The sequence below is a fragment of the Micromonospora sp. CNZ296 genome, assembly GCF_007827635.1.
In genome coordinates, this window is sequence record NZ_VISW01000006.1 from 272,797 (window position 1) to 285,770 (window position 12,974).

Annotated in this window: 11 protein-coding genes; 6 read left to right on the forward strand and 5 right to left on the reverse strand. The window is 73.7% G+C overall.

What is annotated here, in order from left to right; translation table 11 throughout:
• Positions 1–12: 12 nt before the first annotated feature.
• From FB455_RS13070 to FB455_RS13090, 5 genes are read right to left on the reverse strand one after another with little or no spacing between them, the layout of a single operon-like run.
• The gene (locus tag FB455_RS13070) at positions 13–1,218 is read right to left on the reverse strand and encodes a Gfo/Idh/MocA family protein (RefSeq protein ID WP_486481531.1); all 1,206 of its coding nucleotides are present in this window, start codon (positions 1,216–1,218) and stop codon (positions 13–15) included.
• Positions 1,215–2,699: a mannitol dehydrogenase family protein gene (locus tag FB455_RS13075; protein ID WP_145753511.1), complete on the reverse strand. Its 1,485-nt coding sequence runs from the start codon at positions 2,697–2,699 to the stop codon at positions 1,215–1,217. The genes FB455_RS13070 and FB455_RS13075 overlap by 4 nt, the downstream gene beginning before the upstream one ends.
• Positions 2,690–3,991 (reverse strand): enolase C-terminal domain-like protein, encoded by a 1,302-nt coding sequence (locus tag FB455_RS13080; RefSeq protein WP_013286700.1) that lies wholly within the window; start codon positions 3,989–3,991, stop codon positions 2,690–2,692. Before FB455_RS13080 ends, FB455_RS13075 begins: the two co-directional genes overlap by 10 nt.
• The gene (gene uxaC, locus FB455_RS13085; RefSeq protein ID WP_030268623.1) at positions 3,988–5,421 is read right to left on the reverse strand and encodes a glucuronate isomerase; all 1,434 of its coding nucleotides are present in this window, start codon (positions 5,419–5,421) and stop codon (positions 3,988–3,990) included. Before uxaC ends, FB455_RS13080 begins: the two co-directional genes overlap by 4 nt.
• Positions 5,422–5,437: 16 nt before the next feature.
• Entirely contained in the window at positions 5,438–6,766 is a 1,329-nt protein-coding gene (locus FB455_RS13090; RefSeq protein WP_047892448.1) for a Gfo/Idh/MocA family protein, read from the reverse strand.
• A gap of 241 nt (positions 6,767–7,007) precedes the next feature.
• Between FB455_RS13090 and FB455_RS13095 the strand changes: the two genes are divergently transcribed.
• From FB455_RS13095 to FB455_RS13120, 6 genes are all read left to right on the forward strand, one after another.
• Complete coding sequence (locus FB455_RS13095; protein ID WP_013286697.1) at positions 7,008–8,054, forward strand: LacI family DNA-binding transcriptional regulator; 1,047 nt, start codon at positions 7,008–7,010, stop codon at positions 8,052–8,054.
• A gap of 97 nt (positions 8,055–8,151) precedes the next feature.
• Positions 8,152–9,495, forward strand: coding sequence for an ABC transporter substrate-binding protein (locus FB455_RS13100; RefSeq protein ID WP_145753513.1), 1,344 nt, complete (start codon positions 8,152–8,154; stop codon positions 9,493–9,495).
• 21 nt (positions 9,496–9,516) lie between these two features.
• Positions 9,517–10,497: a carbohydrate ABC transporter permease gene (locus FB455_RS13105; protein WP_013286695.1), complete on the forward strand. Its 981-nt coding sequence runs from the start codon at positions 9,517–9,519 to the stop codon at positions 10,495–10,497.
• Complete coding sequence (locus FB455_RS13110; RefSeq protein WP_013286694.1) at positions 10,494–11,363, forward strand: carbohydrate ABC transporter permease; 870 nt, start codon at positions 10,494–10,496, stop codon at positions 11,361–11,363. The genes FB455_RS13105 and FB455_RS13110 overlap by 4 nt, the downstream gene beginning before the upstream one ends.
• Positions 11,360–12,007, forward strand: coding sequence for a hypothetical protein (locus FB455_RS13115; RefSeq protein WP_145753516.1), 648 nt, complete (start codon positions 11,360–11,362; stop codon positions 12,005–12,007). The genes FB455_RS13110 and FB455_RS13115 overlap by 4 nt, the downstream gene beginning before the upstream one ends.
• Positions 12,004–12,948, forward strand: a complete 945-nt coding sequence (locus FB455_RS13120) for a DUF6807 domain-containing protein (protein WP_145753518.1) — start codon at positions 12,004–12,006, stop codon at positions 12,946–12,948. Before FB455_RS13115 ends, FB455_RS13120 begins: the two co-directional genes overlap by 4 nt.
• Positions 12,949–12,974 lie beyond the last annotated feature (26 nt).

Sequence of the window (12,974 nt, forward strand, 5' to 3'; positions counted from 1 at the left end):
TCTCGGGGACATTCACTGCGCGGGCAGGTCCACCACGTACGGCGGGACCGCCCACGGCACGCCCGCCTCGGACGGCAGCGCGCCGGTTTCCGCGGCGGCCCGCAGCACCGCGCCGACGCCCCGCACCATCCGCACCCGCTGCAGGCCGTCGCCCGCCTCGCGCACCAGGTCCCCGTCGAGCAGCGCCGGGACGGGTGCGTCCCGCAGCGCGTCCAGCACCGCGGTGAACGGCTCGGTACGCGCCAGCGGCGCGATCAGCGGCGTGCCGTCCGCGCGGTGGTCGAGCAGGTTCGCCAGCAGCCCCCGGCGGCCGGGCACCGGGCGTGGCGCGTCGTCGCCGGGTAGCCGCAGCCGGTCGGTCGGGTACTCCAGCACCGCCCGGCCCCGCTCGCCGGTGACCAGCACCTCCCCGGGGACGTGTTCCTCGGCGGCGAGGGTGAGCGCGGCCAGCACCGGCGGCCCGGCGTGCGGGGTCAGCCGCAGCACACTGGTGTCGTCCACCTCGATCGGGCGGACGCGGTAGCGCTCCACTTCGATCCGGGCCGGGTGGACCGGCGCGCCGGTGACCGATTCGGCGACGGCGAGGCACTGCATCAGCGCGTGGGCGAGCGGGTTGGCGAGTGCGCCGTCCAGCGCCGGGCGGCCGTCGACCGACAGTCGCCCGGCCCAGGGGGAGCGGGCGTAGTAGGCGTCCGGGCGTTGCCAGGCGGCGAGCGTGGCGATGCCGGTGACCGGACCGAGCCGTCCGAGCGCGCCGGTCAGTTCGGTCAGCGCGGCCGAGCCGAGCGCCTGGAAGTTGACCTGCACGGCCCGGCCGGCCGCGGCGGCGGCTTCGGCGAGTGTCCGGTGTCCGGCCAGGTCGAGCACCGGCGGCTTCTCCAGCAGCAGGTCCGCCCCGGCGGCGAGTACGTCGAGCGCGATCGGCAGGTGGGTGTGCGGCGGTGTGCAGATCACCACCACGTCGGGCCGGGACTCGGCGAGCATGTCCCGGTGGTCGGTGAACACGCCGGTCTCCGGTGGGACCGGAGCCTCCGGTTCGTGCTCCAGCGGGCGCACGTCGACCAGCGCGACAAGGCGCGCACGCCCGGCCGCGTGCAGTTCGGCGATGGCCCGGCGGTGCCAGCGGCCGTGCCCGTTCGCCCCGATCAGCGCCACCCGCGGCGGGTCGTTGCCGCTCACCGGCGACCCCCGGCGGGTCGCCGCCCACCCGCCGGTCACCGGGCACCTGCCAGCGTGGCTCGGACGCCGTGGCGTTCCAGCGCGGTGAGCCAGCCGGTCACGTCGGCGCGGAACTCGTCGTCGGCGGCCAGGTCGGCGGGGAACACCTCGCGCAGTGCGAAGACCGCGTCCACCACCCCGGCCGGGGTGTGCGCTCCGGCGGCCAGCGCGGCGCGCAGCCGGTCGGCGAGCGGGTCGTCCAGCGGCAGCGGCCGGCCGTCGTCGGCGTACCCGAGCAGGAACCGCAGCCAGGCGGCCACCACGAGCGCGCTCCACCGCGCCGACCGGCCGGCGGCCCGCAGGTCGGCGACGGTGTGCAGCACCCGCTGCGGCAGCTTCTGCGAGCCGTCCATGGCGACCTGCGTCGTGCGGTACCGGATCGCCGGGTTGCCGAAACGGGCGAGTACCTGCTCGCCGTAGTCGGCCACGTCGGCGCCGGGCGGCGGGGTGAAGCTCGGCGCGATCTCCTCGGCGAGCAGCCGCCGCAGCACCGCGTCCAGGTGCGGCAGCGTCAGCGCCTCGGCCACCGTCTCCGCGCCGGCGAGCGCACCGAGGTACGCGGTGGCGGAGTGCACGCCGTTGAGTGCCCGCAGTTTCAGCCGCTCCCACGGGCCGGCGTCGCCGGTGAGGATCGCGCCGGAGCGTTCCCAGGCCGGACGGCCGCCGGGGAAGTCGTCCTCGATCACCCACTGCGACCACGGTTCGGCGGCGACCGCCGCCAGGTCGGTCACGCCCAGCGCCCGCCGCGCGGTGTCCCGCGTGGCGTCGGTGCTGGCCGGCACGATCCGGTCCACCATGGTGCCGGGGCAGGTCACCGCCGCCAGCACCCGTTCGGCGCTCGCGTCCGGCACCCGGGCCAGCGCGAGGCACTGCTCGACCAGCCCGCGTAGCCGCCGCCCGTTCGCGGGCAGGTTGTCGCAGCTCACCAGCGCGATCGGCCCGGCGTCGGCGGCGGCGCGGGCGAGCAGCCCGCGGACCAGCAGGCCCGGCACGGTACGCGGGGGACGGCCGGTGGTGAGGTCGGCGGTCAGGTCCGCGTCCACAGTCAGCGCGGCGGTCACCGGATCAAGCCGGTACGCCTTCTCGGTCACCGTCAGCGTGACCACCCGGATCGCCGGGTCGGCGAGCAGGCCGGCCACCGCGTCCGGGTCGCTCGCGGCGTGCCGTACCCCGGCGAGCGCGCCGACCACCCGCGTGGCCGCGCCTTCGGCGGCGAGCGTGGTGACGCTGAACAGGCAGTCCTGCGCGTCGAGGGCCTCGACCACGTCGGTGCTGCGCGGCGCGACGCCGATGATGCCCCAGTCGCCGCCGGCCGCGCCGACCGCCGCCTCGGTGTGCACGGCCTGGTGGGCGCGGTGGAACGCGCCGAGACCGAGGTGGACGATGCCGGCCGGCACGGTGCCGGGGCGCACCAGCGGCCGGGACTCCGGCGGCAGGTGGCGCAGCGTGGCCAGGCCGAGCCGGTCGGGGGTCAGCGCCATGCCGGTCCCTCCGGGAAGCGGAACTCCGCGATCGACTCCGGGCGCATGGTGGCGCTGTAGCCGGGCGCTGTGGGCAGCAGGTAGCGCCCGCCCCGGGTGCGGACCGGGTCGGTGAAGTGTTCGTGCAGGTGGTCGACGTACTCGACCATCCGGCCGTCCAGGCTCGTGCCGACCCGCAGGTAGTCGAAGATCGCGAGGTGCTGCACGTACTCGCACAGGCCGACGCCGCCGGCGTGCGGGCACACCGGCACGCCGAACTTCGCGGCCAGCAGCAGTTCGGCGAGCACCTCGTCCACCCCGCCGACCCGGCAGGCGTCGACCTGCATGACGCCGATCGCCTCGGCCTGGAGCAGCTGCTTGAAGATCACCTTGTTGGCGGCGACCTCGCCGGTGGCGACCCGGCAGCGGCCGCCGGTCAGCTCGGTGACCGCGCGGGCGATCCGGGCGTGCCCCAGGACGTCGTCGGCGTGCGTGGGCTCCTCGATCCAGTACGGGTCGACCTCGGCGAGCACGCCCATCGCGGCGATCGCCTCGTCCACGTCCCACACCTGGTTGGCGTCCATCATGAGCAGCGCGTCCGGGCCGATCTCGGCCCGGATGATCCGGGCCCGCCGCAGGTCGTCCTCGATCCGCCCGCCGACCTTCATCTTCATCGCGCGCCACCCCTGCGCGTACGCGTCGCGGGTCAGCGCGCGCACCTGCTCGTCCGGGTAGCCGAGCCAGCCCACCGACGTGGTGTACGAGGGGAACCCGTCGCGTTCCAGCGCGGCGAGCCGGTCGGTGAGCCCGTCGCGTCCCTTGTCCAGGATGGCCGCCGCCTCGTCGGGGGTGAGCGCGTCGGTGATGTGGTGGAAGTCGACTGTCGCGACCAGTTCGTCGGTGGGCGCCTCGGCGAGGAACCGCCACATCGGCTTGCCGGCGAGCTTGGCGCGCAGGTCCCACACGGCGTTGACGAGCGCGCCGGTGGCCATGTGGATCACGCCCTTCTCCGGGCCGAGCCAGCGCAGTTGCACGTCGGCGGTGAGCGAGCGCCAGAACGCCACGGGTTCGGCGGCGATCTCGGCGACGGTGCGCCCCCGGACGTGGTGGGCGAGTGCGCGGACCGCCGCGCAGGTGATCTCGTTGCCCCGGCCGTTGGTGAACGTGAACCCGGTGCCGGTCGGCCCGCCGTCGGTCGTCAGCTCCACGTACGTGGCCGAGTAGTCGCCCCTGTTGATCGCGTCCGAGCCGTCGCCGCTGGCGGCGGTGGGGAAGCGCACGTCGTGCACCTCGACGTCGACGATTGTGGTCATGCGGGCCCACCTCCGAACTTGAAGACCTGCTTCGGCAGCCGGTACGCCAGGTCGACGATGGTCTCGGCGGCCTCGTCCTCGGTCAGCCGGTGCTCGGCGACGAGGCGGGCGAGGAATCCGGCGTCGACCCGGCGGGCCACGTCGTGGCGTACCGGGATGGAACAGAACGCGCGGGTGTCGTCGACGAACCCGGCGGTGTTGTAGAAGCCCGCGGTCTCGGTGACCGCCTCGCGGAACCGGCGCAGCACCTCGGGGGAGTCCAGGAACCACCAGGGCGCGCCGAGGAGCAGCGCCGCGTACCCGCCGGCGAGCGGGGCGAGTTCCCTGGTGAACGTGTCCTCGTCGAGCGTGTAGAGCACCACTGTGAGCCGGGGGTCGTTGCCGTGCGCGTCGAGCAGCGGCGCGAGGCCGTGCACGTACTCGGTGGCCTGCGGCACGTCGCCGCCCACGTCGCGGCCGTGCCGGGCGTGCAGCCAGCGGTTGTGGTTGCGGACCGCGCCGGGGTGCAGCTGCATGACCAGGCCGTCGTCGAGCGACATCCGGGCGAACTCCAGCAGCATGTGCGCCCGGAACGCCTCGGCGTCGGCGGCGTCGGCCAGGCCGCGCCGGCCCTTGTCGTACAGCGCCGCGGCCTGCGCGGGACTGAGATCGAGGGTACGGGCGGTGGGGTGCCCGTGGTCGGACGAGGTGGCCCCGGCGGCGGCGAACGCCTCCCGCCGTGCCCGCAGCGCGGCGAGGTATCCGGCGTACGTGCCGGTGTCCTCGCCGGAGACCTCGGCGAGCCGGTCCACGTTCGCGGCCCAGTTGTCGAACTCCATGTCCACCACGTCGTCGGGGCGGAACGTGGTGACCACCCGGCCGCCCGGCCCGCCCCAGCCGTCGGCGGCGAGCTTGGCGTGCCGGCCCAGGTCGTCCAGCGGTGACTCGGTGGTGGCGAGCACCTCGATGCCGAAGCGTTCGAACAGCGCCCGGGGCCGGAAGCCCGGCTCGGCCAGGCGCGCGGCGAGCGCGTCGTAGACGGCGTCGGCGGTGGCCGGGCTCAGCGGCGTGTCGACGCCGAACACGTGCCGGAACGTCTGCTCCAGCCACAGTCGCGACGGGGTGCCGCGGAACAGGTGCCAGTGCGCGGCGAAGCGCCGCCAGATGGTCCGCCCGTCGGTCTCCACCGGGCTGCCGTCGACGCTCGGCACGCCCAGGTCGGCCGGGGGTACGCCCTGGCTGAGCAGCATCCGGGTCAGGTAGTGGTCGGGCACGATGAGCAGCCGGGCCGGGTCGGGGAACGGCTGGTCCTCGGCCAGCAGCCCGGGGTCGACGTGCCCGTGCGGGGAGATGAGCGGCTGCTCGGCGGCGAGCGCGTACAGCTCGCGGGCCAGGGCGCGCAGCCCGGGCTCGGCGGGCAGCAGCAGGTCGCCGCGGGGGATGATCGGCACAGCGAGGGCTCCTCGGTCAGGGCAGGGTGAGCAGGTCGGCGACCCGGACGGGCGCGCCGGTCTCCAGCGAGCGGTTGGCGGCCAGGCCGGTGAGCAGGGCGAGTGCGCCGTCGCGGGCGGTGGCGGCCCGGCCGAGCGGGTCGGGTTCGCCGCCGAGCAGCACCCGGGTCATCCGGGCGTCCGCGCCGCCGTGCCCGCGCCGGGTCCAGCCCTCGACCGGGATCTCCTGCGGCGGCGCCCAGAACGGGCGCAGCGTGAGCCGGGCCGCGCCCTGCTCCACGGCGGCCTCGTCGCCGTGCAGCGCCGCGCCCTTGAGTGCACCGGCGACGGACGGGCTGACGTGGTCGCTCTCGGTCACCTCCAGTTCGAGGCGGCCCCGGCTGCCGTTGACCATGACCCGGTAGCCCTCCCAGGGGGCGTACGCGGTGAGGTGGTAGGTCATCGTGGCGCCGGTGTCGTAGCGGGCCAGCACCGCGAGGTCGTCCTCGATGGTCACGCCGGGGGCGAAGACGTTGCGGTCGCGGTGGTAGCCGTCCTCGGCCTCGGCGTCGAGGTACAGCTCGCGCAGCCTCGGGTGGTCGGCCAGGCGCAGCGCGAACGGGTCGCCGTCGGCGGCGGGGGAGCCGTGTGCCCGGTCGTAGTCGCGGGCGTAGCCGTGCCGGCGGCCATCCTCGCCGTAGAAGAACAGCCGGCCGTACGCGTGCACCTCGACCGGGCGGGCGTCCAGCCACCAGTTGACCAGGTCGAAGTGGTGGCCGGACTTGTGCACGAGCAGGCCGCCGGAGACGGACTTGTCCCGGTGCCAGCGGCGGAAGTAGTCGGCGCCGTGGCGCACGTCGAGCAGCCACTCGAAGTGCACCGACCCGATCTCGCCGACCGCGCCGTCGGCCAGCAGCCGCCGGAACTGCTCGTGCAGCGGGTTGTAGCGGTAGTTGAACGCGACGGTGACGCGCCGGCCGGTCTCGGCGACCGCGTCCAGGATACGGCGGCACCGCTCCGCGTCGACGGTCATCGGCTTCTCCACGACCACGTCGCAGCCGGCCCGCAGCGCCGCCGTCACGTACTCGTCGTGGGTGGCGTCGACGCTGGTCACCAGCACCACGTCGACCCGCTCCTCGGCGAGCATCGCGGTGACGTCGGCGGCGGCGTACGTGGGCACCGGCGGGTGGCCCAGCTCGGCCAGCCAGCGGTTGTGGGCGTCCATCCGGATCTGGTTGACGTCGGCGAGCGCGACCAGCTCGGCGGTGTCGGCGTGGTCGAGCGCGAGGGCACGGACGAACATCTCGGCGCGTGCCCCGGCACCCACCAGGGCGTGGCGGACCCGTTTCCGGGCCGGTGGTGACATGACGTCGGCCTCCCCGGCAGTCGGCTGCAAAGGTTTGCAGCCGAAGAAACCATGACGGTGGATGCGTCGTCAACGGTTGCCGCCCAACCCGCCCTATCCATCCGTATTGATGGGCATTCATGCACGTGGCGGGAACGCCGGCGCAATCGAGCCGCAACAATGGACCGTTGACACGGGCGCAACCGTTTGCATTAATGGGCGGCACCCGTGACGCCCACCACATCGGACGAGGGAGCCCGCCGTGCCAGCCACCATCCGGGACGTCGCCCGCGCCTCCGGTGTGCACATCTCCACCGTGTCCCGGACGTTCTCGGCCCCGCACCTGGTCAACCCGGAGACCCGGGTCCGGGTGCTGGCCTGTGCGGAGGACCTCGGCTACCGGCCCAACCGGGCCGCCCGGGCCCTCATCACCGGCCGTACGCACAACATCGGCCTGATCGTGGCCGACATCGCCAACCCGTTCTTCCCGCCGCTGATCAAGGCGGCGGAGGGGCAGGCCCGGCACCGCGACTACCACGTGTTCGTGGCCGACACCAACGAGGACCCGGTCGCCGAGGAGGACCTGGTCCACGCCCTGGCCAAGCAGGTCGACGGTGTGCTGCTGTGCAGCCCCCGGATGAGCAACAGCCTGATCGAGCAGGTCAGCCGCGAGGTCCCGGTGGTGGTGATAAACCGCCAGATCGCCGGCCTGCCCTGCGTGATGATGGACGTCGGGCAGGGCGCCCGGGCCGCGATCGAGCACCTGCTCGGGCTCGGTCACCGCCGGATCGCGCTGCTCGGCGGCCCGCGCGGCTCCTGGACCGCCCGGGAGATGCGCCGCGCCGCGACCGCCGCCGCCCGGGGCGGGGGAGCGGAACTGACAGTCCTCGGACCCAACCAGCCCACCGAGACCGGCGGCGGCGCGCTCGCCGAGCAGGTACGCCGCAGCGGCGTCACCGCCGTGCTCGCCTACAACGACCTGATGGCGATCGGCCTGATCGAAGGGCTGGACGCGATCGGGGCGCGGGTGCCGCACGACGTGAGCGTCGTCGGCGTCGACGACATCGCGCTGAGCCGGCTCACCCGCCCCAAGTTGACGACGGTGGCCACGCCGACCGCGGCCGCCGGCCGGACGGCCGTCGACATGCTGCTGCAACTCGACTCCGACGCGCCACGCGGTGCCCGGGGCCGGGGCGCGGCGGCCGGCGACCGTCGCACCACCGCACAGGTAATGCTCCAGACCGAACTGGTCGTCCGCGACTCGACCGGGCCCGTCCCCGCGCCCGGCCGGGACGGCACCGGAGCCTGAGCAGGTGGCCCGGGCCCGCACAGCCTTGCGGACCCGGGCGGCCCGCGGACGGCCGCCGGTGACGTCGTCGCCTCCCACAGCCGAGGAGTGAGCGCAGATGCACCCCGCAACGTCCCCCACCGCCGGCGCACCCGCCGGGCGGGATCACCGTACCCCCCTGACCCGACGCCGACTCGTCCGCGGCCTGGCCGCCGTCGCGCTCGCCGTGCCCCTCGCCCTGGGCGCGGCCGGCTGCGGCGACGACTCCGCCGGCGGCGACGGCGGCCCGGTCAAGCTCTCCGTCTTCTGGTGGGGCGGAGAGGCCCGGGCCAAGCTCACCGAGGACGCCCTGGCCCTCTACACCAAGAAGCACCCGGACGTGACGTTCGAGAAGACCTGGCAGGCCAATCAGGGCTACTTCGACAAGCTCGCCACACTGACCGCCGGCGGCAACCCGCCGGACCTGTTCCAGATCGACGACAACTACCTGGCCGAGTACGCCGGCCGCAGCACCACGCTCGACCTGAGCAGCTACCGCGACTCCGGCAAGCTCGACGTGTCGAAGTTCCCCAAGAGCCTGCTGGAGTACGGCGTGGTCGACGGCAAGCTCGCCGGGGTCGCCGCCGGGGAGAACACGCAGGGCCTGGTCTACAACAAGACGCTGCTGACCAAGAACGGGCTGCCCGAGCCGACCACCGGGATGAGCTGGGAGGAGCACATCGCCTGGGCCGAGCAGGTGGCGAAGAAGACGAAGGTGCCCGGCACCCAGGACCCGAGCGCCGACTACAAGGCGCTCTGGGTGTGGCTGCGCCAGCAGGGCAAGGACCTGTACAAGGGCAAGGAGCTCGGCTTCACCGCCGAGGACGTGACGAAGTGGTTCGAGCTGTGGAAGGGCGCGCGGGACCGGGGCGCCACCCCGACGCCTGACGTCATCCACGAGGGCAACTCCAGCGACATCACCAAGCAGCTCGTGGTCACCGGCAAGTCGGCCACCTCCTGGGTCTGGGTCAACCAGATGCCGGACCTGAAGAAGAACACCAAGGACGAACTGGGCGTGGTCGCGTACCCGGGTGACCCGAGCGCGCAGTGGGCGCGCGCCTCGATGTACTGGTCGGTGTTCAAGGGCAGCAAGCACAAGGACGTCGCCGTCGATGTGATCAACTTCCTGAACAACGACCCGGAGGCGGTGGCGCTGCTCGGCACCGACCGCGGTCTGCCGTCGAACATGGATCTGCGCGCCAAGGTCAGCGAGACCGCCACCGACCCGGCCATGAAGCAGTCCATCCAGGTCGAGTCCGACCTGGCGCAGAAGTTCGGCGCCTCGCCCCAGGTCCCGATCAAGGGGCACAGCAAGGTCAAGTCCGAGCTGGTCAAGGCCGCCGAGAACGCCCAGTACGGCCGCGCCACCCCGGCCCAGGCGGCGGAGCAGTTCGTCGCCGCCTGCAAGTCCGCGATCGCCTGACCCCACGAAAGGACCGGTCCCGTGGCTCTCACCACGGCGCCCGGCCGGACCCCGCGCACCGGACCGGCCGGCCCTCGCCCCACGCGGCGTCGGGCCGGCCGGGCCCGGCTCGGCGAGGGCCTGGCGGGCTACGTCTTCCTCTCGCCCTGGCTCATCGGACTGATGGGCGTCACGGCGATCCCGATGGTGCTCTCGCTCTGGCTGAGCTTCACCGACTACGACATCCTCACCCCGCTGTCCGAGGTGCGGTGGGTGGGGCTGGCCAACTACGAGCGGATGTTCACCGCCGACCCGTCGTACTGGCACGCGGTGCGGGTCACGCTGACGTTCGCGCTGATCGCGGTGCCGCTGAAGCTGGCCGCCGCGCTCGGTGTGGCGCTGCTGCTCAACCGTGCCTGGCGCGGCGTCGGGCTGTTCCGCAGCCTGTTCTACCTGCCGTCGCTGCTCGGCGGCAGCGTCGCGCTGGCCATCGTCTGGGTCAACATGTTCAACCGGGACGGCGCGTTCAACTCGTTCCTCGCCCTGTTCGGCGTCGAAGGGCTGCCCTGGGTCAGCGACCCGGACTGGGCGCTGGAGACGCTGATGGTGCTGGCGATCTGGCAGTTCGGCGCACCCATGGTGATCTTCCTGGCCGGGCTCAAGCAGGTGCCCACCGAGCTGTACGAGGCGGCGGCCGTGGACGGCGCCGGGGCGTGGCGGCGCTTCCGCGCGGTCACGCTGCCCATGCTCTCCCCGGTGATCTTCTTCAACCTGGTGCTGGAGACCATCAACGGCTTCCAGGGCTTCACCGCCGCGTTCGTGCTCAGCAACGGCACCGGCGGCCCGGTCGACTCCACGTTGATGTACACGCTGAAGCTCTACATCTCCGGCTTCACCGACCTGGAGATGGGCTACGCGTCGGCGATGGCGTGGGTGTTCCTGGTGGCGATCGGCGTGGTCACCGCCGTCTTCTTCAGCACCGGCCGGTTCTGGGTGCACTACTCGGACGGAGACGACTCATGACGGCGCTTCCTGTCGCCCGCCGCCGGCCGGGCGGCGGGCGGAACGTCCTGCGGCTGATCGTGCTCGTGGCGATCGTCGCGGTGGTGCTCTACCCGCTGTTCTGGATGCTCGGCACCTCGGTCAAGTCGCAGGCCGAGATCGTCAACAACGTCGGCCTGCTGCCGGAACGGTTCACCCCCGGCAACTACCTCGACGGCTGGACCAACTTCGACATCAGCTTCGGCCGGTTCTTCCTCAACAGCGCGCTGGTCAGCGGGCTCACCGTCGTCGGCAACGCGCTGTCCTGCCTGCTCGCCGCGTACGCCCTGGGCCGGCTGCGGTTCCGGCTGCGCAAGATGTGGTTCACCGTCATGATCGGGACGCTGCTGCTGCCCGGGCACGTGCTGATCGTGCCGCAGTACATCCTGTTCCGCAGCCTCGGCCTGGTCGGCGGCGACTGGCCGTACCTGCCGCTGCTGGTGCCGCAGTTCCTGGCCACCGAGGCGTTCTTCGTCTTCCTCATGGTGCAGTTCATGCGCGGCATCCCGCGCGAGCTGGACGAGGCGGCCACCATCGACGGCGCGTCCCCGTACGGCGTGTTCCGGCACGTCATCCTGCCGCTGAGCCGCCCGGCGCTGGTCACCACCGCGATCTTCTCGTTCATCTGGACCTGGAACGACTTCTTCCGCCAGTTGGTGTTCCTGTCCAGCCTGGAGGACTACACGGTCCCGGTGGCGCTGACCCTGTTCATCGACTCGACAAGCCAGAGCGCTGTCGGCCCGATGTTCGCCATGTCGGTGCTGTCCCTGCTGCCGGTGTTCCTGTTCTTCCTGGCCTTCCAGCGGATGCTCGTCGAGGGCATCAACACCAGCGGACTGAAGGGATGACCGCCGTGCCTGCCTCCACCGACGTACCCGTTCACCCCGACACCGTGCCGGCCCGTGCCGACTGGCGGGACACGCTGCGCGAGGCGACCGACCTGGCGCTGCTCGGCTTCGCCGTGGCGCTCGCCGCGCTGCCGGTGCTCACGCTCGCCCCGGCGGTCGCCACCGCCAGTGCCGCGCTGCACGACAGGTCGGTCACCGGCGCCTGGCCCGACGCGCGGACCAGCCTGACCCGGTTCGGCCGCGCGCTGCCCGCCGGGTCGGCGGTGAGCGCCGTCGCCCTGGCCGCCGCCGCGCTGCTCGCCGCCGACCTGCTCGCGCTCACCACCGGCCGGGTACCCGGCGGCGGGCCCGCGCTCGCGCTCACCGCCGTCGTGGTGGCGGTCCTGCTCGGGTACGCGGGTCTTGTCGCCGTGGCGGTCGGACGCACCGGCGGCCGGGGCTGGCGGGCCGCCGCCCGCCGGGTGGCGCGTTCCTGCCCGGAGCGTCCCGGCGTGTGGGCCGCCGCCTCCGGCGTCTGCGCGCTCGCCGTGGTGCTGGGTGTGCTGGTCACGCCGGTGGCGGTGCCGATCCTCGGCGGGTACGCGCTCGCGGCGCTGCACGCGCTCGACGCCCGCCACCCGGTCCCCGCGCCGGAGCCGTCGTGACCGCCGAACCCCGTTCCGCCGCTGCCGAGCCGCGCCGGGCTGACGCCGAGTCGCGCCTTGCCGGGGGCGACGCGGAGTCGCGGCTTGCCGGCACCGACGCCGAGTCGCGGCTGGTCGTCGGTGGCGCCGAGGTGGCCCGGTACGTGGTCCGGCCCGACCTCGACCCGCGTCACGGACCCCGGCCGTACTTGCACCCGGTGCGGACCCGGGCCGGCACCCCGGTCACGGACGCGCTACCGGCCGACCACGTCTGGCACCTCGGCGCATCGCTGGCGGTGCAGGACGTCGACGGCGTCAACCTGTGGGGCGGCCGGACGTACGTGCGCGGCACCGGCTACACCTGGCGCGACGACCACGGCGTGATCGCGCACACCGGCTGGCGGGAGCGGGCCGCCGACCGGCTCGACCACGATCTGGAGTGGCGGGACCGGCACGGCCGGGTGCTGCTGCGCGAACACCGGCGGATCACCGCCGCTCCGGCCGGGGAGGACGCCTGGTGGCTGGACCTGTCCGCCACGCTCGCCTCCGCCACCGGCGCTGACGTGCATCTGGGCAGCCCGGCCACGAACGGCCGCCCGGGCGGCGCGGGGTACGGCGGCTTCTTCTGGCGTGCGGTGGCCGACGGCGAACCCCTCGTGCGTACCGCCGACGCGGAAGGCGAGGAGGCGGTGAACGGCTCGGCCGCGCCCTGGCTGGCGTTGTCCGCCACCGCGCCCGGAGGTGGCGCGTACACGCTGGTGTTCACCGGTCTGGGGCCGGGCGACAGGTGGTTCGTGCGCACCGCGATGTACCCGGGCGTCTGCGTCGCGTACGCGTTCGACAGCCCGGCGGTGGTCGCGGCCGGGCAGCCCCGGCACAACCGGCACCGGGTCCTCGTCGCCGACGGCCACCTCGACCCGGCCGACATCGCGGCCCGGCTGGACGCGGCGGTCATCCGGTGAGCGCGCGGTGTGAGCCGGTGTTGCGG

What these genes read in the sequence shown, in the direction of transcription:
- FB455_RS13080 (WP_013286700.1), bottom strand. Translation starts at nt 3,991, where the DNA reads ATGACCACAATCGTCGACGTCGAGGTGCACGACGTGCGCTTCCCCACC.
- FB455_RS13110 (WP_013286694.1), top strand. Translation starts at nt 10,494, where the DNA reads ATGACGGCGCTTCCTGTCGCCCGCCGCCGGCCGGGCGGCGGGCGGAAC.
- FB455_RS13100 (WP_145753513.1), top strand. Translation starts at nt 8,152, where the DNA reads ATGCACCCCGCAACGTCCCCCACCGCCGGCGCACCCGCCGGGCGGGAT.
- FB455_RS13090 (WP_047892448.1), bottom strand. Translation starts at nt 6,766, where the DNA reads ATGTCACCACCGGCCCGGAAACGGGTCCGCCACGCCCTGGTGGGTGCC.
- FB455_RS13115 (WP_145753516.1), top strand. Translation starts at nt 11,360, where the DNA reads ATGACCGCCGTGCCTGCCTCCACCGACGTACCCGTTCACCCCGACACC.
- FB455_RS13075 (WP_145753511.1), bottom strand. Translation starts at nt 2,699, where the DNA reads ATGGCGCTGACCCCCGACCGGCTCGGCCTGGCCACGCTGCGCCACCTG.